21 protein-coding genes are annotated in these 24349 nt (G+C 70.3%); 17 read left to right on the forward strand and 4 right to left on the reverse strand.

The genetic code is table 11. From position 1 onward, the window contains the following. Positions 1-18: 18 nt before the first annotated feature. The 3 genes from ACFYXB_RS24570 (at position 19) to ACFYXB_RS24580 (ending at position 1825) form a co-directional block, all read left to right on the forward strand. Positions 19-879: an alpha/beta fold hydrolase gene (locus ACFYXB_RS24570; protein WP_389585924.1), complete on the forward strand. Its 861-nt coding sequence runs from the start codon at positions 19-21 to the stop codon at positions 877-879. Next, positions 876-1415, forward strand: coding sequence for a GNAT family N-acetyltransferase (locus ACFYXB_RS24575; RefSeq protein ID WP_389585927.1), 540 nt, complete (start codon positions 876-878; stop codon positions 1413-1415). The genes ACFYXB_RS24570 and ACFYXB_RS24575 overlap by 4 nt, the downstream gene beginning before the upstream one ends. 278 nt (positions 1416-1693) lie before the next feature. After that, entirely contained in the window at positions 1694-1825 is a 132-nt protein-coding gene (locus ACFYXB_RS24580) for a hypothetical protein (protein ID WP_015493350.1), read from the forward strand. Between the two features lie 66 nt (positions 1826-1891). On the opposite strand, the gene ACFYXB_RS24585 is transcribed toward ACFYXB_RS24580, so the two are convergent. Beyond that, positions 1892-3478 (reverse strand): purple acid phosphatase family protein, encoded by a 1587-nt coding sequence (locus ACFYXB_RS24585; protein WP_389585931.1) that lies wholly within the window; start codon positions 3476-3478, stop codon positions 1892-1894. A gap of 153 nt (positions 3479-3631) precedes the next feature. Between ACFYXB_RS24585 and ACFYXB_RS24590 the strand changes: the two genes are divergently transcribed. From ACFYXB_RS24590 to cimA, 10 genes are all read left to right on the forward strand, one after another. Next, positions 3632-4675 carry a 3-isopropylmalate dehydrogenase gene (locus ACFYXB_RS24590; protein WP_351346440.1) on the forward strand — a complete coding sequence of 348 codons (1044 nt, stop codon included), beginning with the start codon at positions 3632-3634 and terminating at the stop codon, positions 4673-4675. Between the two features lie 252 nt (positions 4676-4927). Continuing rightward, positions 4928-6019 carry a branched-chain amino acid aminotransferase gene (locus tag ACFYXB_RS24595; RefSeq protein WP_389585934.1) on the forward strand — a complete coding sequence of 364 codons (1092 nt, stop codon included), beginning with the start codon at positions 4928-4930 and terminating at the stop codon, positions 6017-6019. A gap of 131 nt (positions 6020-6150) precedes the next feature. Continuing rightward, on the forward strand, positions 6151-7221 hold the full coding sequence (locus tag ACFYXB_RS24600) for a hypothetical protein (RefSeq protein ID WP_389585937.1): 1071 nt from the start codon (positions 6151-6153) through the stop codon (positions 7219-7221). Positions 7222-7234: 13 nt separating this feature from the next. Further along, positions 7235-8563 carry a KamA family radical SAM protein gene (locus tag ACFYXB_RS24605; RefSeq protein WP_389585940.1) on the forward strand — a complete coding sequence of 443 codons (1329 nt, stop codon included), beginning with the start codon at positions 7235-7237 and terminating at the stop codon, positions 8561-8563. Between the two features lies 1 nt (position 8564). After that, positions 8565-8843 carry a hypothetical protein gene (locus ACFYXB_RS24610; RefSeq protein WP_389585943.1) on the forward strand — a complete coding sequence of 93 codons (279 nt, stop codon included), beginning with the start codon at positions 8565-8567 and terminating at the stop codon, positions 8841-8843. A gap of 108 nt (positions 8844-8951) precedes the next feature. After that, on the forward strand, positions 8952-9638 hold the full coding sequence (ureA, locus tag ACFYXB_RS24615; protein WP_389585946.1) for an urease subunit gamma: 687 nt from the start codon (positions 8952-8954) through the stop codon (positions 9636-9638). Continuing rightward, positions 9635-11305, forward strand: coding sequence for an urease subunit alpha (locus ACFYXB_RS24620; protein WP_389585949.1), 1671 nt, complete (start codon positions 9635-9637; stop codon positions 11303-11305). Before ureA ends, ACFYXB_RS24620 begins: the two co-directional genes overlap by 4 nt. A gap of 9 nt (positions 11306-11314) precedes the next feature. Further along, complete coding sequence (locus ACFYXB_RS24625) at positions 11315-12382, forward strand: agmatine/peptidylarginine deiminase (protein WP_389585952.1); 1068 nt, start codon at positions 11315-11317, stop codon at positions 12380-12382. 9 nt (positions 12383-12391) lie between these two features. After that, the gene (locus ACFYXB_RS24630) at positions 12392-12997 is read left to right on the forward strand and encodes a TetR/AcrR family transcriptional regulator (protein ID WP_389585955.1); all 606 of its coding nucleotides are present in this window, start codon (positions 12392-12394) and stop codon (positions 12995-12997) included. A 384-nt stretch (positions 12998-13381) separates the two neighbouring features. Then, complete coding sequence (gene cimA, locus ACFYXB_RS24635) at positions 13382-14992, forward strand: citramalate synthase (protein WP_351346458.1); 1611 nt, start codon at positions 13382-13384, stop codon at positions 14990-14992. Between the two features lie 7 nt (positions 14993-14999). Here the strand turns inward: cimA and ACFYXB_RS24640 are convergent, their stop codons facing one another. Then, positions 15000-15488, reverse strand: a complete 489-nt coding sequence (locus ACFYXB_RS24640; protein ID WP_389585960.1) for a hypothetical protein — start codon at positions 15486-15488, stop codon at positions 15000-15002. Positions 15489-15528: 40 nt separating this feature from the next. Continuing rightward, on the reverse strand, positions 15529-17394 hold the full coding sequence (locus tag ACFYXB_RS24645; RefSeq protein ID WP_389585963.1) for a ricin-type beta-trefoil lectin domain protein: 1866 nt from the start codon (positions 17392-17394) through the stop codon (positions 15529-15531). A 257-nt stretch (positions 17395-17651) separates the two neighbouring features. Here ACFYXB_RS24645 and ACFYXB_RS24650 point away from each other — a divergent pair, with 257 nt between their 5' ends. The 3 genes from ACFYXB_RS24650 to ACFYXB_RS24660 all read left to right on the forward strand — a co-directional run bounded on the left by ACFYXB_RS24650 (position 17652) and on the right by ACFYXB_RS24660 (position 22716). Next, complete coding sequence (locus ACFYXB_RS24650) at positions 17652-20672, forward strand: glycoside hydrolase family 3 N-terminal domain-containing protein (RefSeq protein WP_389585966.1); 3021 nt, start codon at positions 17652-17654, stop codon at positions 20670-20672. 53 nt (positions 20673-20725) lie between these two features. Then, positions 20726-22087, forward strand: coding sequence for a hypothetical protein (locus ACFYXB_RS24655; protein ID WP_389585968.1), 1362 nt, complete (start codon positions 20726-20728; stop codon positions 22085-22087). Positions 22088-22215: 128 nt separating this feature from the next. Beyond that, positions 22216-22716 carry an FUSC family protein gene (locus ACFYXB_RS24660; protein ID WP_389585971.1) on the forward strand — a complete coding sequence of 167 codons (501 nt, stop codon included), beginning with the start codon at positions 22216-22218 and terminating at the stop codon, positions 22714-22716. Positions 22717-22807: 91 nt separating this feature from the next. Here the strand turns inward: ACFYXB_RS24660 and ACFYXB_RS24665 are convergent, their stop codons facing one another. Then, positions 22808-23419 (reverse strand): YceI family protein, encoded by a 612-nt coding sequence (locus tag ACFYXB_RS24665; RefSeq protein ID WP_389585975.1) that lies wholly within the window; start codon positions 23417-23419, stop codon positions 22808-22810. A gap of 267 nt (positions 23420-23686) precedes the next feature. Here ACFYXB_RS24665 and ACFYXB_RS24670 point away from each other — a divergent pair, with 267 nt between their 5' ends. Further along, on the forward strand, positions 23687-24184 hold the full coding sequence (locus tag ACFYXB_RS24670; protein ID WP_388497043.1) for a hypothetical protein: 498 nt from the start codon (positions 23687-23689) through the stop codon (positions 24182-24184). The last annotated feature ends 165 nt before the right edge of the window (positions 24185-24349 follow it).

The raw sequence follows: 24349 nt of genomic DNA on the forward strand, positions 1-24349 counted from the left end.
TCCGGGCAGACTCTCCGTATGACCTTCAAGGAGAGCGAGACGGTCGCGACCGACGACGGCGTACGGCTGTGGGCGGCCCGGTCCGGCCCGGGGGACCCGCTGGTGCTGTGCCACGGCGGGCCGGGCCTGTGGGACATGTTCGGCGACGTCGCCGCGCTGCTGGCGGACGTGACCCCGGTCGTCCGCTGGGACCAGCGCGGGTGCGGGCGGTCGCAGCGGTGCGACGGGCCGTGGACCAGCGAGCGGTTCGTGGCGGACCTGGACGCCGTACGACGCCACTTCGGCCTGGACCGGTTGGCGCTGCTCGGCCACTCCTGGGGCGCGCAGCTGGTGCTGAGCTACGCGCTCGCCCACCCGGAGCGGGTGAGCACGCTGGTGTACGTCGCCGGCACGGGCATCGGCCCCGACGCCGACTGGCACCCCGCCTACGCGGCGAACTTCCGCGCCCGCCTTGCCGACCACCCCGAACGTTTCGCTCACTTTCGGGAGTTGACGGACCGTCCGCGGCTGACGGACGACGAGGAGCGCGAGCGCGCGGTGCTCCAGTGGTCGGTCGAGTTCGAGGACCGGGAGGGGGCGCTGGAGCCTGCCCGGCGCATGGCCGACCCGTGGTTCCCGATCAACCACGCCTGCAACAGGGCCCTCAACGACGAGCGCAAACGCGACTGGGGCACCCCCGAGCTGCACGCCGCGTGCCGGTCCCTCGACGTGCCCGTGCTGATCGTCGACGGCGTCCGGGACATCCGCCCCCGCGCGGCCGTGGACTCCCTGGAGCGCGCACTTACCCGGGTAAGACGGGTGGTCCTGCCCAACGCCGGGCACCTACCCTGGGCGGACGACCCGAAGGGCTTCCGGGAGGCGGTGACGACGGCGCTGTGACCGGCCACCTCCGCACGGCACACACCGCCGATCTCACTCCCGCCGAACTCCGCGCCGCCCGCGCCCTCATGGCCGCCGCGTTCGGTGAACGCTTCGACGACGAGGACTGGGATCACGGCCTCGGCGGTATCCACGCCCTCGTCCACGACGACGCCGGACTCGCCGCCCACGGCTCGGTCGTGATGCGCCGGGCGCGGCACCGGGAGCGCTGGCTGCGCGTCGGATACGTCGAGGCAGTGGGCGTACGGCCCGATGCGCGCCGCAGTGGACTGGGCGGGCAGGTCATGGGCGCCCTGGAGCGGGTGATCGACCGGGCGTACGACCTCGGCGCCCTCTCGGCGAGCGAGGACGGCGCCCGGCTCTACGCGGCCCGGGGCTGGCAGCTGTGGCCCGGCCGGATCCTCGCCCTCTCCCCGTACGGGCCCGTCCCGCTGCCCGAGGAGGAGGGCAGCCTCTATGTGCTCCCCGCCCTCGCCGGACCGCTCGACCCCGCCCACGAGCTGCTCTTCGACTGGCGGGACGGCGATGTGCTCTGACCGCCGAGGGCACTCCCCCCCGAAACGGCGAAACCGCAGCTCGCGGCGGTGTGACTCAATCTGCCGTCTCAGATAGTAGGAAGTCCGACTAATTGTAGAGACAGACGCGCGCTCCTCGCTTAGCGTTGTAGGAGCCGAACGTCTCGCTCGATCAAGCGAATGGCGGTCGTGAGCCGGGCCCCGTGCAGGCAACCCCTGCGGCACCGCTCCCCGCCCCATCCGGCGTCTCGTAACCCCCTTTCCTCCGCACTGCACATTTGTCGAAGGAGTCGATTTCCATGGCCGAGACGACCGTCCGCCGCCGAGTCCGCCACGTGTCCCGCACGAGCGAGTCCGACCGCAAGAACGCCGCCGCAGCCCTTCAGCGCGCCCTCGACCGCCGCGACAACGGCGGCGAGACCGGCCACTGAGCCGGAGCGCCACCGACGTACCACCACTGATCCGGGAGCCGCGCCCGCACGGGGTGCGGCGCGGTCTCACCGGCCGCGCCGCACCTCGAAGTGGTCGATCCGCCGGCCGCTCTGCGCCAGCGCCGACACCTTCAGCCTCGGGGACGTGCCCGCCTCCGCCTCCACCGAGAGGAAGGAGAAGCCGGTGTACCGCACCCGGGACCACTCCACCGACTCCGCCTCGGCGGTCCGCTCCTTCGTCCAGTGGAAGCTCTTCACCGCGTCGTGCCGGGTGACGTGCCCCTCGTAGCTGTCCTTGACGCCCGAGGGGAACCCGTACAGGTCCCGGCCGCCGCCGCCCGCGGTGACGTACACGATCCCGTCCCGCGTCGGATCCGTCTCCGCGCCGACCGGCACCGCCCGGCCCACCTCGCCGTCGCGCACGGCGTCCGTCCGCTCGTACACATGGTTGTGCCCGTTGATCACCAGGTCCACCTGGTGCTTGGCGAACAGCGGCAGCCACTCCGCGCGGATCCCGCCGTCCGAGGCGTGCTGCGACGTCGAGTACGCGCAGTGGTGGAAGAAGACCACGACGAACTCGACCTCCGGCGCCGCGCGCAGCTCACCGAGCCTGCGGTCCAGCCATCGCGTCTGCCGGCCGCCCGTGTAGCCGAGGTTGGCGGGGATCTCGTACGACACGTCGTTCGCGTCCAGCGCCACGAAGGCGACGTTGCCGTAGACGAAGTCGTAGACGCCGGGCGCCGCGTGCGGGTCGAAGCCGCTGTCGGGGAGCGAGAAGCGGGCGAGCTGGCCGCCGTAGCCGTCCGGCGAGTACCAGGCCTCCATGTCGTGGTTGCCGGTGGTCACCATCCACGGCACCGACCTGGCGACCGGCTCGGTCTGCTTCAGGAACAGGTCCCAGAACTGGGGGTCGTAGCCGTCCGAGGTCTTCCCGCTGCCGTTGACGTTCGCGTAGCAGATGTCGCCCGCGTGGAGATGGAAGGCGGGCTTCTGGCGCAGCAGTACGTGGTCGTTGCTGTTCGCCGCCGTGCTGACCCCCTGGTCGCCGAAGGCCGTGAACACGAATCGCTCCGGGGTCGCGGGCGCCGTACGGAACGACGCGATGGTGGAGCGGTGGGCCGGGGCCGCCGGGTCCCAGCCGTCGTGGCCGACGCCGTAGTAGTACGTCGCGCCGGGGCGCAGGCCGTCCAGGGCGGCGTGCACGTAGTACTGCTCGATCGCCGCCCGCACCCCCTGCACCCCCGGCGTGTACAGGTTGCGCACCTCGGCCGGGATCCGGCGGCTCAGGTCGTCGGGCTGCAACCCGACGCGCACATACGGCCGTTGGACCGCCAGCGGCACCTGCCAGGAGATCCGCATCCGGGTCTTCGGATCGGCGCCGAAGGCGAGATGGCGGCCGAAGGGGGCGACGGCGGAGCCCGCCACCCGCGAGGTCGCCGGGGCCGGACCGGGCGCCGCGTCGGGGGACCCCGAACAGCCCGCGAGCAGGCCGCCCGCCACCGCGCCCGCCGTCACCAGTGTCCGGCGCCGGGTGAACCGGGTGCGCAGGTACTCGTACTGCTCGGCCATGCTCATCCGGCGGGCGAGATGAGGGGGGATGCCGACGTCGGGGACGGGGGGTCCGGGGGGTGTCCCCCTGGAAAACGCAGCCATGGGGGTGAAGTTCCCAGCAGACTCCAACGGCCGCCCTACGTACGGGTGAACTCCGCTCGAACCGCTGACGCCGTCACTCGTCCGAGTACCCCTGCCCGGTCCGTATGGCGGACGGCCCATGTCATCCCATGGGACGAGGGGTAGGGTGCCGATATGTCTCGCAGCATCAATCTCGCAGTGATTCCCGGTGACGGCATCGGCCAGGAAGTCGTGGCCGAAGGCCTCAAGGTCCTCTCCGCCGTCCTTCCGCAGGATGTGAAGCTGGAGACCAAGGAGTACGACTTCGGCGCCAAGCGCTACCACGCCACCGGTGAGACCCTCACCGACGCCGACCTCGCCGCCCTGAAGCAGCACGACGCGATCCTGCTCGGCGCCATCGGTGACCCGTCGGTCCCGTCCGGTGTCCTCGAGCGCGGCTTCCTGCTCAAGCTCCGCTTCGCGTTCGACCATCACGTCAACCTGCGTCCGAGCAAGCTGCTCCCGGGTGTGGCCACCCCGCTCGCCGGCCAGCCGCAGATCGACTTCGTCGTGGTTCGTGAGGGCACCGAGGGTCCGTACACCGGCAACGGCGGCACCATCCGCAAGGGCACCGAGCACGAGGTCGCCACCGAGGTCTCCGTCAACACGGCGTTCGGTGTCGAGCGCGTGGTCCGCGACGCGTTCGCCCGCGCCCAGGCCCGTCCGCGCAAGAAGCTCACGCTGGTCCACAAGAACAACGTGCTGACCTTCGCCGGGCACTTGTGGACGAACGTCTTCAACAAGGTGTCCGCCGAGTACCCGGAGGTCGACACCGACTACATCCACGTCGACGCGGCGACGATCTACCTCGTCACCCAGCCCGAGCGCTTCGACGTGATCGTCACCGACAACCTCTTCGGCGACATCATCACGGACCTCGCCGCGGCCGTCTCCGGCGGCATCGGCGTCGCCGCGAGCGGGAACATCAACCCGTCCGGCGAGTTCCCCTCGATGTTCGAGCCCGTGCACGGCTCGGCGCCCGACATCGCCGGTCAGGGCAAGGCCGACCCCACCGCCACGGTCCTGTCCGTCGCCCTCCTGCTGCGCCACCTCGGCTACGAGTCGGAGGCGGTCCGTATCGAGGACGCCGTCTCCGCCGACCTCGCGGAGCGCGGCGAACTGCCCGCCCGCGGCACCTCCGAGATCGGCGACGCGCTCTCCGTACGAGTAGCCGGCTGACCCCGGCGGGCTGCGAGAACCTTCGAAGCCGTCGGGCAGCTCAGGCGCCCGGCGGCTTCCCCATGTCCCCCGCCGGGTGCCACCATCGACCCCTGGGCCGCATTCACCCCGATTCCTTCCACCGCTGCCCGCGCGCGATAATCGAACGCGGAGCCGCGGTATGAGGGAAAGCTCGGACGTCCAAGCACAGGCCACCGGCCGTGCGGGGGTGAGCGCGGACCGACACACACAACCGGTGAAGGACAACCACTGATGACGACGCCCACGATCGAGCTCAAGCCCTCCGCCAGTTCGACCTCCGCCGCCGAGCGCGAGGCGATCCTGGCCAACCCCGGGTTCGGCCGCCACTTCACCGACCACATGGTGACGATCAAGTGGACGGAGGGCCGGGGCTGGCACGACGGCCAGCTCGTTCCGTACGCGCCGATCCCCCTCGACCCCGCCACCAACGTCCTGCACTACGCCCAGGAGATCTTCGAGGGCCTCAAGGCCTACCGCCGCCCCGACGGCTCCGTGGCCACCTTCCGCCCGGACCAGAACGCCAAGCGCTTCCAGCGCTCCGCCCGTCGTCTGGCCATGCCCGAGTTGCCGGTCGAGACGTTCATCGAGGCCTGTGACGTCCTCGTCCAGCAGGACAAGGACTGGGTGCCCGCACACGGCGGCGAGGAGTCCCTCTATCTGCGTCCCTTCATGATCGCGACGGAGGTCGGCCTGGGCGTCAAGCCGGCCAACGAGTACCTCTTCCTCGTCATCGCCTCTCCGGCCGGCGCCTACTTCGCCGGCGGTGTGAAGCCGGTCTCCATCTGGGTCTCCGAGGACCGCGTCCGCGCCGTCCCCGGCGGCGTGGGCGACGCCAAGACGGGCGGCAACTACGCGGCCTCCCTCCTCGCCCAGGCCGAGGCCACCACCCACGGCTGCGACCAGGTCTGCTATCTCGACGCGGTCGAGCACCAGTGGGTCGAGGAACTCGGCGGCATGAACCTGTACTTCGTGTACGGCGACCGGATCGTCACCCCCACCCTCACCGGCTCCATCCTCGAAGGCGTCACCCGCGACTCCCTCCTCACGGTTGCCCGCGACCTCGGCTACCAGGCCGAGGAGGGCCGTATCTCCCTCGACCAGTGGCAGCGCGACTCGGAGAACGGCACCCTCACCGAGGTCTTCGCCTGCGGCACCGCGGCCGTCATCACCCCGGTCGGCACGGTCAAGCGCAGCACCGGCGCCGAGTGGAAGCAGTCCGACGGCGAGACCGGCGAGGTCACGGCCCGCCTCCGCTTGGCCCTCCTCGACATCCAGCGCGGCATCACCGAGGACCAGCACGGCTGGATGCACCCGCTGGGCTGACCCCGACGCGTACGGGCGGCCCGACATCGGCCGCCCGTTCGACGCGTACCGGCTTCTCGGCACGGGTATTCACTGAATCCGCGGGGGCGTGCCGTCCCGCATGCGCGAACACGGACGGGGGAGGGGCGCGGGTGAACGGAGGGCCGCCGGTACCGCGACTGCGCTGGCTGCTACGGGCGTTACGGACTCCGCGGCGCCCACAGAGCCTCACCGTGCTCGTGCTGCTCGCCGCCGTCGCCGGAGTGCTGTTGTGGCGCGCCGCCTCCATGGACAGCTACGGCCAGAACCTCGCCCTCAACCTGGGCACCGACCTGGTGGGCGTCGCCATCACCGTGTTCGTGATCGGCCCGCTGATCTCCCGGGCGCAGGAGGGCCGGGTCCGCGAGCACACCCGGCTCGACTACGAGTGGTTCAGCGCCCAGGTCTACGGCTCGACGTCCAACGTGAAGGTGCTGGACACCTTCTCCAACCTGTTCGGCCCGCAGTACTCCGAACGCCTCTTCCGCGGCATCCGCTCCGCGACCGCCCACGGAGCCCGGGTCCAGATCCTGCTCCTCGACCCCGACTCGCTCGCCGTCATCCTGCGCGGCCGTGAACTGGGCGAGCAGAGTGCCGACATCCGCCGCGACATCCTGCGCAATCTGCGTACGCTCAGCCAGTTCGCGCGCCGGCTCGACGGCACCTCCCAGCAGTTCCTGGAGGTCCGGCTCTGCTCGACCTCACCCGGAGTGACGCTCTACCGCTGGGACGAGCGCTCCCTGGTCTCCTTCCTCACCGTCGGCCGGCTGTCCGGGGAGGGTGTGCAACTCGAAGTCGCCGTACGCTCCCCGCTCGGCGTCTTCGTCGAGCAACGGTTCGACGAGCTGTGGCAGCAGAGCAAGCCGATGGAGCGGTTCACCCATCTGCCACTGACCCTGGTCGACGCGACCGACGGCCGTCGCGAGTTCACCTGCCGCTTCATCTACGTCGAAGACTGTCTGTACGTCGCCGGGCACGACCTGGTCTCGTACATGGCACGCCACCGCCTCGACCAACTCTCCGCGTACAGCGAGGCCTTGACCGTCCAGGGCGCCCACGAACTGCTCGTGATCGATGACGAGACCGAGCTGCACGGGCTGCTCATCCAGCACTTCGCGGAGAAGTACGATGCGTCGGCGACCACATTCGTCGAATTGCGGCCGGCGGTCCTGGTCACGGAATAGAGGCCCCGCACAGATGAGTTCAGCGCTCCACCCAGCTCCCGCTCTTCGCACGAGCCCCCGATACCGCGCCTTCACACCCCGTGACCTGGACGGACTGCTCCAGCAGCGCGTGCACCTGCCGTCCGAGGACCGGCTCGCCCTGCGCGCGGTCTCGTCGGTCCTGCCGTTCCGCACGAACGCGTACGTGGTGGACGAGCTGATCGACTGGTCGGCGGTGCCCGACGACCCGATCTTCCGGCTGACGTTCCCACAGGCCGGGATGCTGCCGGCGACCGATCTGCGCCGGATGCAGGAGTTGCTGTCCTCCCAGGCACCCAAGGCCGAGATCCAGCGCACGGCCCACGAGATCCGGATGCGGCTGAATCCGCACCCCTCGGGCCAGCTCGACGCCAATGTCCCCGTCCACGAGGGCCGACGGCTGACGGGACTTCAGCACAAATACCCGGAGACGGTGCTGGTCTTCCCACGCCAGGGCCAGACCTGCCACGCCTACTGCACCTACTGCTTCCGCTGGCCCCAGTTCGTCGGCGAGGCCGACCTGCGCATCGCCACGGACGACATCGCGGCGACATCGGCCTATCTGCGCGCCCACCGCGAGGTCGCCAGCGCGCTGATCACGGGCGGCGACCCGTTGGTGATGAGCACCGAGGTACTGAGCCGCTACGTCGAACCGCTCCTGGAGATCGACACGATCCGCTCGATCCGCATCGGCACCAAGTCGCTGGCCTTCTGGCCGTACCGCTTCACCACGGACCGCGACGCGGACGATCTCCTCCGTCTGTTCGAGAGGGTCGTCGCGAGCGGCCGCCACCTCGCCCTCATGGCCCACTTCACGCATCCGCAGGAGCTGCGCCCGCCCATCGTGCGGGAGGCGATGCGCCGGGTGCGCGACACGGGCGCCGTGATCCGCTGCCAGGGCCCACTGGTGGCCGGGATCAACGACAACGCCGAGGCGTGGGCGGAGCTCTGGGAGGAGACGACCACCCTCGGGGCGGTGCCGTACTACCAGTTCGTGGAGCGCGACACCGGCCCGCAGGGCTACTTCGGGGTGCCGCTCGCCCGCGGCCACGCGATCTTCCGTGACGCGTACGCCCGTGTCTCCGGCCTCGCCCGTACGGTGCGCGGTCCGGTGATGTCGGCGATGCCGGGCAAGGTGTGTGTGGACGGCGTCGCCGAGGTGGCCGGCGAGCAGGTCTTCGTCCTCCACCTGATCCAGGCCCGCGACCCGGCCTTGGTCGACCGCCCGTTCTTCGCGGCGTACGACGAGGGCGCCACCTGGTTCACCGACCTGAAGCCCGCGTTCGGCGCATCGCGATTTCTGCCGGGGCTGGAGGCCGGGTGACATGGGTACCACTCAGCCCGGACCGGCCGCAGCGGTTCCGTGGCTGGCTCTCACAGCCGCGGTGCTGTTTTCGAGCGTGATGGCCCTGATCACGATCGTTCTGAAGATCAGAGAGCGTCGGACCATCGGCGAGGCCTTGCCGGCGGCGGCTGTCGCCTTCGCGGCGACCATGGGCCTGTGCCTGTCGAGCCTGAGCGCGGTCAGACTGATCCAGGGACCGGGGCGATGGGGCCGGCGGGGCACGACGCTGTGGCGGTCCAAGGCATGCGCGTCCAGTTAGAGCGACGGTCAATATCTTCAGCTGGAACTGACAGTCAAAGGTTCTCCTTCTTGCATCCTGTGTTTAGAGTGGTGCTCTAAATCGAGGAAGCCAAGGAGGTGCTGGGACGTGAGACTGACGCCCACGGAGCGTGACCGGCTGCTGCTGTTCTCGGCCGCCGAGCTGGCCCGTGCCCGCAAGGCCCGCGGCCTCAGGCTGAACGTGCCGGAGGCCACCGCGCTCATCGCCGACACCGTCTGCGAGGCCGCCCGCGACGGCGCCCGGCTCGCCGAGGCCATCGAGCGCGCCCGCTCCGTGCTCGGCCCGGCAGACGTGCTGCCCGGCGTCGTCGACGTCGTCACCGAGGTGCACGTCGAGGCAGTCTTCGACGACGGTTCGCGGCTCGCCGTCGTCTCCGATCCGATCGGCGGTGGCGGGCTGGGCGAGCGGGCGCCGGGCGCGCTGCTGCCGGGGCCCGAGCACGCCGAGCCGGACGCGGTCGTACGGCTCACTGTCACCAACACCGCCACCGTCCCCGTCTCCGTCACCTCCCACTTCCACTTCTTCGAGGCCAACCCGCGGCTCGACTTCGCCCGCGCCGAGGCCTATGGCATGCGGCTCGCCGTACCCGCCGGGTCGTCCGTGCGATTCGGGCCGGGGGAGAGCGCCGAGGTCGGGCTCGTCCCCATCGGCGGCGAGCGGATCGCGATCGGCTTCGCCGGGCTCGTGGACGGGCCGCTGGATGCGCCGGGGGCGAGGGACGAGGCTCTGCGCCGGGCCGCTGCCTGCGGATATCTGGGAGTCGAGAACCGATGAACCCCTACGAGTACGCCGCCACCCACGGCCCCCGCGCCGGCGACCGAGTCCGCCTGGGCGACTCGGGTCTGGTGATCCGTGTCGAGTCCGATGCGCAGCTCCACGGCGACGAGTTCCTCGCCGGGTTCGGCAAGACCGCGCGCGACGGGCTGCACCTCAAGGCGGCCGCCGTCCGCGAGACCTGCGACGTCGTGATCAGCAACGTCGTCGTGATCGACGCGGTGCAGGGCATCCGCAAGGTGTCCATCGGCATCCGCGAGGGGCGGATCTGCGGCATCGGGCGGGCCGGGAACCCCGACACCCTCGACGGTGTGGACGTCGTCGTCGGCACCGGTACGTCGATCGTTTCCGGCGAGGGGCTCATCGCCACCGCCGGTGCCGTCGACACCCATGTCCACCTGCTGTCCCCGCGCATCATGGAGGCCTCGCTGGCCTCCGGCGTCACGACGATCATCGGGCAGGAGTTCGGGCCGGTGTGGGGCGTCGGCGTCAACTCGCCCTGGGCACTGCGGCACGCATTCAGCGCGTTCGACGCCTGGCCGGTCAACATCGGCTTCCTGGGCCGGGGTTCGTCCTCGCACGAAGCCCCTCTCGTCGAGGCGCTCGCCGAGGGGGGCGCCTCGGGCTTCAAGGTGCACGAGGACATGGGCGCCCACACCCGCGCCCTGGACACGGCGTTGCGTGTCGCCGAGGAGCACGACGTCCAAGTCGCCCTGCACAGCGACGGGCTGAACGAGTGTCTGTCGGTCGAGGACACCCTGCGCGTCCTCGAGGGCCGTACCATCCACGCCTTCCACATCGAGGGCTGCGGCGGCGGACACGTCCCCAACGTGCTGAAGATGGCCGGGGTTGCGAACGTCATCGGTTCCTCCACCAACCCCACCCTGCCCTTCGGCCGGGACGCGGTGGCCGAGCACTACGGCATGATCGTCTCCGTCCACGACCTCAAGACCGACCTGCCCGGCGACGCCGCCATGGCCCGCGACCGCATCCGCGCCGGGACGATGGGCGCCGAGGACGTGCTGCACGACCTGGGCGCCATCGGCATCACCTCGTCGGACGCACAGGGCATGGGGCGGGCCGGCGAGACCGTGCGCCGTACCTTCGCGATGGCCGGGAAGATGAAGGCCGAGTTCGGCGCCCCGGACGACCACGACAACGAGCGCGTCCTGCGCTACATGGCCAAGCTGACCATCAACCCCGCCCTCGCGCACGGCCTTTCGCACGAGGTCGGCTCCATCGAGGTCGGCAAGCTCGCCGACATCGTGCTGTGGCGGTCGGAGTACTTCGGCGCCAAGCCGCAGCTCGTCCTCAAGGCCGGCTTCCCGGCGTACGGCGTGGTCGGTGACCCCAACGCGGCGACCGACACCTGTGAACCCCTCGTCCTGGGCCCGCAGTTCGGCGCCCACGGCGCGACCCCGGCCGACCTCTCCGTCGCCTTCGTCGCGCGGGCCGCGCTGGACCAGGGCAACGACTCGATGCCGACGCGCAGGAGACGGGTCGCCGTGCGCGGCACGCGCGGTATCGGTCCGGCCGACCTGCGCCTCAACTCCCGTACCGGAGCAGTGGACGTCGACCAGCGCACGGGACTGGTCACCCTGGACGGAGAACCGGTCAGCTCCGAACCCGCCGACTCGGTCACCCTCAACCGCCTCTACTTCCTGTAAGGATCACCCATGTCTGCTGCCGCCGACGGCTTCCGCATGCCCGCCGAGTGGACCCCGCACGAGCGCACCTGGATGGCGTGGCCGGGCCCGAACCCCACCTTCGACGACCCGGACGACCTCGCCGCCTCCCGCGCCGCCTGGGCATCGGTCGCGCGTGCCGTCCGCCGCTTCGAGCCGGTGACGGTGGTGTGCGGCCCGGGACAGTCCACGGAGGCCGGCCGACTGCTCGGCCCGGACATAGCCACCGTCGAACGCGACCTCGACGACGCCTGGATGCGCGACATCGGCCCCACCTTCCTCACCAACGGCAAGGGTGAACTGGCCGCCGTGGACTGGACGTTCAACGGCTGGGGCGCCCAGCACTGGGCCCGCTGGGAGCACGACGCGAAGATCGCCGCGCATGTCTCGGACCTCGCGGGCGCGAAGACGTACGCCTCGAAGCTGGTCAACGAGGGTGGGGCGATCCACGTCGACGGCGAGGGCACGGTCCTGCTGACGGAGACGGTCCAGCTCGGCCCTGAGCGCAACCCGGACTGGTCGCGTGAGCAGGTCGAGGCGGAGATTCACGCCCACCTCGGCACCCGCAAGGCGATCTGGCTGCCGCGCGGTCTCACCGGTGACTATCCTCCCCCACTGCCTGAACAGCGTGGGGGGACCCCCAACGGCTTCGGCACCCTCGGTCACGTCGACATCGTCGCCGCCTTCGCCCGGCCCGGCGTCGTCGTCGCCCACCACCAGCCGGACCCGGCGCACCCCGACCACGCAGTGACCGAGGAGGTTATCGGCATCCTGCGGTCCCAGACGGACGCGCGGGGCCGGCAGCTGGAGGTCGTCGAGGTGCCCGCGCCGACCGTCCTGGAGGCCGACGGCCACTGGGCCGACTACTCCTACATCAACCACTACCTCTGCAACGGCGGCGTCGTGCTGTGCGGCTTCGGCGACCCGCGCGACGAGACAGCGGCCGGGATCTTCCGCCGGCTGTTCCCGGAACGGACGGTGACGCTGGTGGACGCCCGTACGATCTTCGCAGGCGGTGGCGGTATCCACTGCGTCACCCAGCAGCAGCCGAAGATCTAGGAGCAGCGCATGGCCGGTGGGCGCAGACAGGCCCCGCCCCGCGAGGACGTGCTCGCCGCCGCCATGGACATGATCGCCGAACGCGGTCTGGAGAAGCTCACCATGGCGGCGCTGGGCCGAGAGGTCGGCATGAGCAGCGGCCATCTCCTCTACTACTTCCGCTCCAAGGACGAACTGCTCCTGCGCACGCTGGAGTGGAGCGAGGGCAGGCTCGGCACCGAACGCGGTCGGCTGCTCACCCGCGCCGGTTCGGCCCGTGAGCGCCTGGACGCGTACGTCGACCTGTACGTCCCGGACGGCCCCCGCGACCCGCACTGGACGCTGTGGCTGGAGGTCTGGAACCGTTCGCAGACCGCCGCCGACGACGCCCGCGACCGCCAGGCCGCGATCGAGGGCGCCTGGCATCGCGACCTCGTCGCCCTGCTCGCCGAGGGTGTCTCGCGCGGCGAGTTCCGGACGGTCGACGCCGACCGCTTCGCGGCCCGGCTGCGCGCCCTCCTGGACGGTTTCTCCATCCATGTGGCGGTCGGCCTGCGCGGCACGGACCGGGCCCAGGTCATGGCTCACGTAAGGGAGTTCCTGGCGGAGTCGCTCCTGGCGCCGGCCGGGAAGTGACGCCCACCCCGCCCGGGAATTCCTTGTGCGGTACGTCACCATGCGGGACATGAAGAACCTGGACGCGACCCGCAAGCCGTCCACCCAGGCGCCCGCATCCTGAGACGGGCCGAAACGCGCGGGCGGAATGTGCCAGACTGCCCCCGTGCCCTCGTTCGTCATGATTATTGGCAGCAGGCGCGCCGGTCCGCAGTGACCACTACGTACGACCAGGTACGGGTGGCCACCGTCGTCCTCGACCCGCGCGCAGACCTCTCGCACCCGCGAGAGGTTTTTTCGTTTTCCGGCCCACCTCAGCCGGAGGCGGAGCGCGAGGGACCATGGGGGGACGGTGGAGCCGGTCATTCCGGTAAGACCGAGATTCGACACAGGAGCCTTGAGACCATGACCGAGACGGCAACCAGTGAGCTCGACGACTCGTTCCACGTCTTCGACACCACGCTGCGCGACGGCGCTCAGCGCGAGGGCATCAACCTCACCGTCGCGGACAAGCTCGCCATCGCACGGCACCTGGACGACTTCGGCGTGGGCTTCATCGAGGGCGGCTGGCCCGGCGCGAACCCGCGGGACACCGAGTTCTTCGCCCGCGCCCAGGAAGAGATCGCCTTCAAGCACGCCCAGCTGGTCGCCTTCGGCGCCACCCGCCGCGCGGGCGCCAAGGCCGCCGAGGACCCGCAGGTCAAGGCGCTCCTGGAGTCCGGCGCCCCGGTCATCACCCTGGTCGCCAAGTCCCACGACCGGCATGTGGAGCTGGCGCTGCGCACCACGCTCGACGAGAACCTGGAGATGGTCCGGGACACGGTGTCCCACCTGAAGGCGCAGGGCCGCCGGGTCTTCGTCGACTGCGAGCACTTCTTCGACGGCTACCGCGCCAACCCCGAGTACGCGAAGGCGGTCGTCCGGGCGGCCTCGAACGGGGGCGCCGACGTCGTGGTCCTGTGCGACACCAACGGTGGCATGCTCCCCGCCCAGGTCCAGGCCGTGGTGTCCACGGTCCTGGCCGACACCGGCGCCCGGCTCGGCATCCACGCCCAGGACGACACCGGCTGCGCGGTCGCCAACACCCTTGCCGCGGTGGACGCGGGCGCGACCCACGTCCAGTGCACGGCGAACGGCTACGGCGAGCGCGTCGGCAACGCCAACCTCTTCCCGGTGGTCGCCGCCCTGGAACTGAAGTACGGCAAGAAAGTCCTGCCGGATGACAGGCTGCGCGAGATGACGCGGATCTCCCACGCCATCGCCGAGGTCGTCAACCTCACCCCCTCCACTCACCAGCCCTACGTCGGCGTCTCGGCGTTCGCCCACAAGGCCGGCCTGCACGCCTCCGCGATCAAGGTCGATCCCGACCTGTACCAGCACATCGACCCCGAGCAGGTCGGCAACACCATGCGGATGCTGGTCTCCGACATGGCGGGCCGCGCCTCGGTCGAGCTCAAGGGCAAGGAACTCGGCATCGACCTGGGCGGCGACCGCGAACTGGTCGGCCGCGTGGTGGAGCGGGTCAAGGAGCGCGAGCTCAGGGGCTACACGTACGAGGCGGCCGACGCCAGCTTCGAACTCCTCCTGCGCGCCGAGGCCGAGGGCAAGCCGCTGAAGTACTTCGACGTCGAGTCCTGGCGCGCCATCGTCGAGGACCGCCCCGACGGCACCCACGCCAACGAGGCCACCGTCAAGCTGTGGGCCAAGAGCGAGCGGATCGTCGCCACGGCGGAGGGCAACGGCCCGGTCAACGCCCTGGACCGCGCCCTGCGTGTCGCCCTGGAGCGGATCTACCCCCAGCTCGCCAAGCTCGACCTGGTCGACTACAAGGTCCGCATCCTCGAGGGCAAGCACGGCACCTCGTCCACGACCCGCGTCCTCATCTCCACCTCGGACGGCTCCGGCGAATGGTCCACGGTGGGCGTGGCGGAGAACGTGATCGCGGCCTCCTGGCAGGCCCTGGAGGACGCATACACCTACGGCCTGCTGCGCGCGGGCGTGGAGCCGGCCGAGTAGCCGGGACTCAGCAGGCGTCCTCGGCGAGCCGCTCGAACGCGCGGAGGCTCATCGCGCGGCCGTCGGCCCAGACCTGACCGGGCCGCAGCCGTGCGATGGCCTCGGCGGAGAAGTCGGCGATGCCGTTGTAGGCGTCGCCGGTGATGTAGTGCCCGAAGGCCAGCCGGTAGCTGTGACCCGCGACCAGGTGCTGTGCGCCCCGGTGGCGGGCCCGCCAGGCGTCCGGCGGCGAGAACAGCGGGAAGTCGGCGTCCCCGGAGCGCTCGCCCTCGGCGTCCCAGCCGCTGGTGACCGGCCCCTCGTTCACGTCCCCGGGGCGGCCGTCGAGGGACAGTCCCTGGTACGAGTCGTTCCCGCAGGGCCGGATCAGGGCGTACGGCGCTCCGTCCGCCCCGACCCGCACCCCCGCGAGCGGCAGGTCCACGGCCGCGCACCCGCTCAGCAGCAGTGCCCCCGCGACCGTGCCGAGGAGCGCCGCCACCCGAGTACGTCTCACGGTCCCCCCTCACGGACGGACCGCGATCCGCACCAACGCCCTACTGCAGATGCCACTTCTGGTTGGCGGCACCGGTGCACGTCCAGATCTGTGCCCGTGCCCCGTTCGCCGACGAGTTGTCCGTCACGTCCAGGCACTTGTCCGCCGCCGTGTTCACCACATCACCCGTCGAGGCGTTGTACGACCACCGTTGTGCACCGGTCCCGTTGCAGTCGTACAACTGCACCTTCGCGCCGTTCGCCGTCGACGCCGACGTCACGTCCAGGCACTTGCCGAGCGACTGGATCGAGCCGTCCGCCTGGACCGTCCACTGCTGGGCCGCAGTGCCGTTGCAGTCGTAGAGCTGCACCGCCGTACCGTTCGCGCTCGAAGCGCCCGCCACGTCGAGGCACTTGCCCGCGAGACCGACGAACGCGCCCGACTGGCTGCCGCCGCCGGACTGCGTGCCGGACCACGTGAACGTCGCCGATGTCTTGCCCGGCAGGGAGTAAGTGGCGTGCTGCGAGCCCCAGTTGATCGTGACCGTCTTGGCGGTCGTCGCATCGTTGTACGCGATCAGCGCCTTCGAGCCGTCAGGGTTGCGCCACGCCACGTTCGGCACGGCGGAGGAGGCGTTGGACGCGATGCGCTGGGCGCCGGGCCGTACGAACTTGGTCAGATGGCCCATCGTGTAGTACTCGACCGTGTAGTCGACCGTCCCGCTCGCCCCGTCCCCGTTGTGCACGGTGATCAGACCGGTGCAGGTACCGCAACCGCCATTGTGCGGGCCCATGTTCTGGTCCACGGCCAGCGACCACTTGGTCACCGACTTCGCCCAGTTGCGCGTGTAGTCGACGATGTTGAGCATGTCCTCGCGCTGCTGGTTGGCGATCCACGTGCCGCCCGAGTGCTCGGTGCCGAACGCGTCCAGCGAGGGGTACTGGTTGTGGACGGTGGTCTGCTTGGCGACGTCACCGCCGTACCCGTGCCAGGCGATGCCGCCGAAGTTGGGGTGGTTGCGGATCGCCGTGTCGTCGACGCTCTGGGCCGCGTACGAGTCGTACACGTCCCAGTTCCAGTCGTGCGCCAGCACCTTCGTCGACAGCCCCGCCGACTGGAGCTTCGGCAACAGCTCGCTCTTGAGGAAGTACTGGAGCCCGCTCGCGTTCCAGCTCATCGAGGGGTAGCCCGAGCAACACGTGGGCTCGTTCTGCGGGGTCACGTACGAGACGTTGACACCCTGGTCGCGGTACGCCTGGAGGTACTTCACGAAGTACGAGGCGTACGCCCCGTAGTCCTCCGCCTTCAGCCAGCCGCCGTTGAGCTGCCCGCTGTCCTTCATCCAGGCCGGCGCCGTCCACGGCGAGGCCATCACCGTCAGCGACGGGTTCAGCTGGAGCGCCTGCTTGGTGAGCGGGACGACGTCCGCGAGGTCGTGCGAGATGCTGAACTGCGCGAGGTTCGGGTCCGACTGGCCCGACGGGACGTCGTCGTACGTGTACCCGTAGCGCGCCAGGTCCGAGGCGCCCATCGGGTTGCGCAGGAACGACAGCCCGATCCCGTCCGTCGGCGAGAACAGCTTCCGCATCGTCGCGTCCCGCGTCGCCTGCGAGAGCGCCCCGCTGCTGTTCATCAGCCAGGCCGCGGTGTCCGTGAAGGACGCGCCGCCGCCGGTGAAGGTCTGGTAGCGGGTGTTCTCGTCGACGGTGATGTTCTCGCCGCCGCCGCCGGCGCCCGACTGGAAGGCGAACGGCGTCTGGGCCTGGAGGCCGCGGACCACATGGCGTCCGGCGGAGTCGTCGGTCGTGGTCAGATACGCGGTCACCTGCTCGCCGGCCGCGTGCGCGGGCGCGGTCACGGCCGTGAGCCCGGCCGTGGTGAGCAGCCCGGCGAGGAGCAGCCCGGCCACTCGTCTGGATCTCTTCATGGAGCGCCGCCTTCTGGTGGTGGGGGGATGGGGGGATGAGGGAGGCATGCGAGCCGTGAGTAAATGACGGCCGCCAGGGCCCGTCAAGGGGTTGCGCGTTCACAATCTGAAGGAACAAGACCCCTGCTCCGGGCGGGACTTGGGTCTGTACCGGTTCTGACGTGAAGTCTTGACGGGTTTTCGGGTCGCCAGTTAACTCACGACGTGATCTAAGTCATGAGTGAATTCTGAGACTCCCCGAGAGCCGAGGAAGGTCCATGCGAAGAACCGCCCTGCTCGCGTCCGTCGCTCTACTCACCGCACTGATCCCGCTGACCGCCGCCGGCACCGCGTCCGGCGCCGACGACCCGCCGCCGACCCCCGTCGACCGTTTCGAGGGCGAGGTCCCCTTCGCCGCCCAGCCCGCCGAGGGCATCTTCACCTGGGGCAGCGACAGCGACGACCCGCCCGCACTGCAGTTCGCGGACCGCGCCGACGCCCCCGAGGGCGCCAAGGTCCTCGCGGGTAGCTACAACATCAGCGGCTACGGCGGCTTCACCCACGACTTCGCCGCGACCGAGCCCGGCCACGACTGGTCCGCCCACAAGGGCATCCGCTTCTGGTGGGACGGCCAGGGCAACGGCAAGAAGATCGCCTTCGAGATCAAGGACGGCGGCGCGAACGGCGAGGCCTCCGAGCTCTGGACGACCTCCTTCACCGACGACTTCACCGGCTGGAAACAGATCGAGATCCCCTTCACCGACTTCATCTACCGTACGGACTACCAGCCGGTCGGCGGCATCGACCACGTCCTCGGACTCACCGACATGTGGGGGTACGCGCTCACGCTCCCGGTCGGCGTCCAGGGCCAGTTCGCCATGGACGACGTCGAGTTGTACGGCAAGGCGGACCAGTCTCTGCGGGCCTCGGTCACCACCGACTCCGCCGTCCACCCGGTCGCCGAAGGCGGCACCGCCACGGTCAAGGTCACCGTCGCCACCACCGGCGCCGCCCCGATCGACGAGCCGGTGACCGTCACCTACGAGACGGCCGGCGGCACCGCCGAGCCCGGCAAGGACTACACCCCGGTCTCCGGCACCCTCACCTTCCCGGCCGGCACGGCCTCGGGCGCCTCGCAGACCATCCAGGTGAGCACCCTCAAGGACAAGGCCGCCGAGCCCGCCGAGACGATCCCGTTGAAGCTCACGGTGACCGGCGCCAAGGCCCCCGCCGAGACCCCGCAGGTGGTCGTCGACGCGCACGGACTGCCGTACCTGAACAGCAAGTTGCCCATCAAGAAGCGGGTCGCCGACCTCGTGGGACGCCTGTCCCTGGAGGAGAAGGCCGGTCAGATGACGCAGGCCGAGCGCGGCGCGATCAGCACCCCGGGCGACATCGCGACGTACGCCCTCGGCTCACTGCTCTCCGGCGGCGGCTCCACGCCGACGCCCAACACCCCCGAAGCCTGGGCGAAGATGATCGACGCCTTCCAGCTCAGGGCGCAGGTCACCCGCTTCCAGATCCCGCTGATCTACGGCGTCGACGCGGTCCACGGCCACAACAACCTGGCCGGCGCCACGATCATGCCGCACAACATCGGCATCGGGGCGACCAGGGATCCCCAACTCGCCCAGCATGCAGGGGCGGTGACGGCCGCCGAGGTCCGCGCGACCGGCATCCCCTGGGACTTCGCGCCCTGCCTCTGCGTCACCCGTGACGAACGCTGGGGCCGCTCCTACGAGTCCTTCGGCGAGGACCCGGCGCTCGTCGAGTCCATGGAGACGATCATCCAGGGCCTCCAAGGGCGCGCCAACGGAAAGGACTTGAGCCGGGGCGACAAGGTCCTGGCCACCGCCAAGCACTTCGTCGGCGACGGCGGCACCGAGTACGGCTCGTCCAAGACAGGGTCGTACACGATCGACCAGGGCGTCACCAAGGTCACCCGGCAGCAGCTGGAGGCCGTTCACCTGGCGCCGTACCAGACCGCGGTGGACCGGGGGATCGGCACGGTCATGCCGTCGTACTCGTCCCTGGACATCCTGGGCGACGGCCAGGGTCCGGTGAAGATGCACGCCCGTGCCGACATGATCAACGGCGTGCTCAAGGGCCGTATGGGCTTCGACGGCTTCGTCATCAGCGACTGGAACGCGATCGACCAGCTCCCCGGCGACTACGGCTCCCACGTCCGCACGTCCGTCAACGCGGGCGTGGACATGATGATGGTGCCGTATTCGTACAAGGACTTCACCGCGGCGCTCATCGCCGAGGTGAAGGCAGGCCGGGTGAGCGAGCAGCGCATCGACGACGCCGTCTCCCGCATCCTCACCGAGAAGTTCAAGCTTGGCCTCTTCGAGCACCCGTACGCCGACACCAGCGGGGCGTCGAGCATCGGCTCGGCCGAGCACCGGGCCGTGGCCCGTCAGGCGGCGGCCGAGTCGCAGGTGCTGCTGAAGAACGCGGGTGGTGTGCTGCCGCTGAAGAAGAGCCAGAAGGTGTACGTCGCCGGATCCAACGCCGACGACATCGGCAACCAGACCGGTGGCTGGACCATCACCTGGCAGGGCTCCTCCGGGAACATCATCAAGGGCACGACCATCCTGCAGGGAATGCGCAACGCGGGCGGCGACGTCACCTACTCCAAGGACGCCTCCGCACCCACGTCCGGCTACGACGTCGGCGTGGTCGTGGTGGGGGAGACCCCGTACGCCGAGGGCGTGGGCGACGTCGGCAACGGCAACGACCTGGCGCTGTCCGCCGCCGACCAGGCAGCCGTCGACAAAGTGTGCGCGGCCATGAAGTGCGCGGTGCTGATCGTCTCCGGACGCCCGCAGCTCATCGGCGACCGGCTCGGCGAGATCGACGCGCTGGTGGCTTCCTGGCTGCCGGGCACCGAGGGCGACGGCGTGGCGGACGTGCTGTACGGCAAGCGCGCCTTCACCGGCCAACTGCCCGTCACCTGGCCGAAGTCCGAGGCCCAGCTGCCGATCAACGTGGGCGACGCGTCGTACGATCCGCAGTTCCCGTACGGCTGGGGTCTGACGACCCTGGCCAGGACGCCGGAGGGCGGCGCGGCGACGCTGCGGGCGCTCGGCGCCGCGGCCAAGGCGGCCGAGCGGGCGGGCGCGGACGACGCCGGGCGCGCGCTGGTCACCAAGGCGCGGCTGATCGTGCAGGCCAAGGTGGGGGCGGGGATCACCGCGGCGGTGGCCAAGCCGTTCGCCGACGCCGATCATCTGCTGCTGAGCGGGCGGTACGGGGCGGCTGTGGAGGAGTTGGGGGTGGCCTATCGGGCGGGGTGAGGTCCTGAGTAGCTGAAACTCCATATCCGAGAGGCTTCGGGTAGTTTCGAAGTATGAAGGCCGTGCTCCGGACCCGAAGCCTCCCGGCGCTCCTGCTGGCCGCCCTGGCCCTGGTCGTCGCGACCTTGTTCGCGCCGCCGGCCGGGGCGGCCACCAGCGTCTCCACCATCGCCGAAGTCCTCCGCAAGAACCCGGTCTACGTCGACCCGGCGGCCTCCGGACAGCTGTCCACGGCCGACGCCGACGCCCTGAGCAAGCAGATCAAGAACGCGGGCAGCGCGGGCAAACCCCTGTTCATCGCGGTCCTGCCGGCCGACTTCCCGACCCAGAACCTCTTCGGCAACCTGCGCGCCGCCACCGGCGTCACCGGCCTCTACGCCGTGCGCCTCGGCGATCGCTTCGACGCCCGCGCCGACTCCTCGGTCCTGTCCCGTACGGCCGTACAGAACCTGGTCACCAGCGTCCAGGGCGAGGACACCAGGACCCAGCTGGGCGACTTCACGGACCGGGCGCTGGCCAACATGGGCGGGAGGGCGCCCACGAGCTGGGGAACGACCGGGGACGGCGGAGGTGTCTCGAGCACCGCGCTGATCACCGCGGGCGTGGTGGTCGTGGCGGGCGGCGCGGGCGCGTACGCGCTGGTCCGACGCAACCGCCGACGCCACGAGGAGGAGCAGCGGGCGGCCCTGGAGCGGCTGCGGGTGGTCGTGGACGAGGACATCACCGCGTTCGGTGAGGAGCTGGACCGCCTGGACTTCCACCCGGCGGAGGCGGGCGCCGACGACGCGATGCGCGCGGACTACGAGCGCGCGCTCGACGCCTACGACCAGGCGAAGAGCGCCATGGCCGAGGCCCGCAGACCGGAGGACGTGCGGTCCGTCACCCAGTCCCTGGAGGACGGCCGCTTCTCGCTCGCGCAACTGGCCGCCCGCCGCGAGGGCCGGCCGCTGCCGGAACGCCGTCCGCCCTGCTTCTTCGACCCGCGCCACGGCCCCTCGGTCGCCGACGCCGCCTGGACCCCGCCCGGCGGCGCACCCCGCGAGGTCCCGGTCTGCGCGGCGGACCGGACGCGTCTCGCCGACGGGCGCGACCCGGTGATCCGCGAGGTCGACACCGACTACGGCCGCCGCCCCTACTGGGACGCGGGCCCGGCCTACGGTCCCTGGGCGGGCGGCTATTTCGGCGGCGGCATCCTGCCGGGTCTCCTCATCGGCACGCTGCTGGGAAACGCGATGGCGACACCGTCGTACGCCTCGGACTACGGCACCGGGTACGGCGACTTCGGCTCGGGAGGCTACGAGGGCGGGGACATGTCCGGGGCGGACTTCGATCCCGGGGACTTCGGGGGTGGCTTCGGGGACGGTGGAGGCGGGGACTTCGGCGGTGGAGGCGGGGACTTCGGCGGGGGTTTCTAGGGCGGCAGGTCCGCGAGGCGGTCCAGCAGTGCGGCCGCGGGGACCGGTACGGCCCGTGGCCGGCCGGGCCCGAGACGGTGGTGCCGCGGAGGCGACCGTCCCGCCTCCGGCCGCGCCCGAGCACGCGGATGGCGGTACAGATGGGCGTGGCGGTCGCGGCGGCCTTCGCGGTGGGACGGCTCCTGTTCGACCAGCGCTGGCCGTGGCTCGTGCTCACCGCGTACGTCGCCGCGAGCGGCAATCGTGGCCGAACGGACGTCCTCAGCAAGGGAGTTGAGCGACTGGTCGGCGCCTGCGCGGGCACGCTGCTGGCCACCGGGGTGGCGGCGGGGGTCAGCGGTCGGCTGTCCGTGGCGGTGATGTTCACGGTCCTGGCGATCGCCCTGTGGCTGCGACCGCTCAACTGCGCCTACTGGGCAGCCGGGATGACCACAGTCCTCTCGCTGCTCCTGCGCTACTTCGGCCAGGACGCGACGAACCTGCTCCCCACTCGCCTGGCCGGGATGGCGATCGGGGCGGCGGTGTCGGTTGCGGTGGCCTGGTGGGTGTTGCCGGTTCCGGGGAGGGGGGCTGCCCGCTTCTTCGGCATCACCGTGCTTCTGCGGCCCGAGCAACGGGCGCTCCGCTGATCACGCACACGCAAGCGCCCGCCCTCCCCGGAACGGGGTCAACGGGCGGGCGCGGGCTGCGGCGTGAGATGGGTGGGCGGTTGCCCTGGGCTCAGGCGTTCTTGATCGCCGAGATGTCGAAGTGCAGCTTGATCTTGTCGGAGACCAGGACGCCGCCCGTCTCCAGAGCCGCGTTCCAGGTCAGGCCCCACTCGGAGCGAAGGATCTCGGCCTTGCCCTCGAAGCCGGCGCGCTCGTTGCCGAACGGGTCCTTGGCGGAGCCGTTGAACTCGAGGTCGATGGTGAGGGGCCTGGTGACGCCGAGGATCGAGAGGTCGCCGGTGATGCGGTAGTCGTCGCCGCCCAGGGCCTCCGCCTTGGTGGAGCGGAACGTCATCGTCGGGAACTCGTCCGTCTTGAAGAAGTCGGCCGACTTCAGGTGGCCGTCACGGTCGGCGTTGCCCGTCTCGATGCTCTCCATCTTGACGTCGAGCGACGCGGTCGACCTGCTCGGGTCGCTGCCGTCCAGGTACAGGCTGCCGGAGAAGTCGAGGAAGCTGCCCTTGACGTTGGTGACCATGGCGTGGCGGGCCACGAAGCCGATCGTGGTGTGCGACGGGTCCAGCGTGTAGTCGCCGGTGACCGCAGCCAGCTCGGGGTTCACCGCGGCCGACGCGGCGGTGGCGGTCGTCTCGGCGGTGTTCTTACGGCCGAAGAGGCCCATGGCGTGCTCCTTGGGGGGACGGGGATGACAAGAAGATCCATGATGTTGAATCTTCAACGAGGCCAACGTGAAGCACCGTAGACCTATTCCCTTCAAGTTTCAACATCATCCGCAGTGTGTCTCTGTCATTACGGCAAGTCATGTTCTCCTGCCCGTTTCGCCCTCTGGCGGACGCGCGTAGAGCTCGGGCACCATCTCCCTGCACCACCTGCTCAACCGCCCCACTGGAACCGGTCCGCAGGAAGGGTCCCCATGAAGTCCCGTCGTATGAAGCTCCGTTCGGTCCTCACCGCCCTCGCTCTCGTCGTCGCTCCCGGCGCGGCCGTCGTCGGCACCGCCACCGACGCCTTCGCCGTCACCAAGATCAGCCACGCCACGGCCACCTCGATGTTCCGTCAGGTCGGCATCACCTGGTCCTCCTCCGGCAACTGCTCGGACCGCAACAACCCCACCTGTACGTCCTTCGAGCAGCTCAACCTCGCCACCGCCCAGGGCGCCCAGACCCTCAAGCGGGCCAGCGGCTGTGCGCTCAACATCACCGGCGGTACCGAGACCGGCCATGCGAGCGGCACGTACTCGCACTGGAACGGCTACAAGCTCGACTACGGCAAGAACACCTGCGTCACCTCGTACATCAAGAACTACTTCAGCTACATCGGCCTGCGCGGCGACGGAGCCCCGCAGTACCAGTCCGGCTCCGGCAACATCTACGCGGACGAGGGCAACCACTGGGACGTGCTCTACTACAACTGCGGCGGCTGCTGATTCGGCCTCCGTTCGAGGGCGCATGTCACTCCGGTGATGGCATGTGCAGTGCGCGAATGTGAGGTGGCTCTCAGGTGACGCCTTTGTGGCACCTCTACAAGCGCCGAGCCCTCTGAGCAGTCGGAACGGCTGCATGTCGTAGTGGTTCTGTTCAGGGGTACCAGG

This window comes from Streptomyces sp. NPDC002619, from assembly GCF_042889305.1.
Lineage (GTDB): Bacteria > Actinomycetota > Actinomycetes > Streptomycetales > Streptomycetaceae > Streptomyces.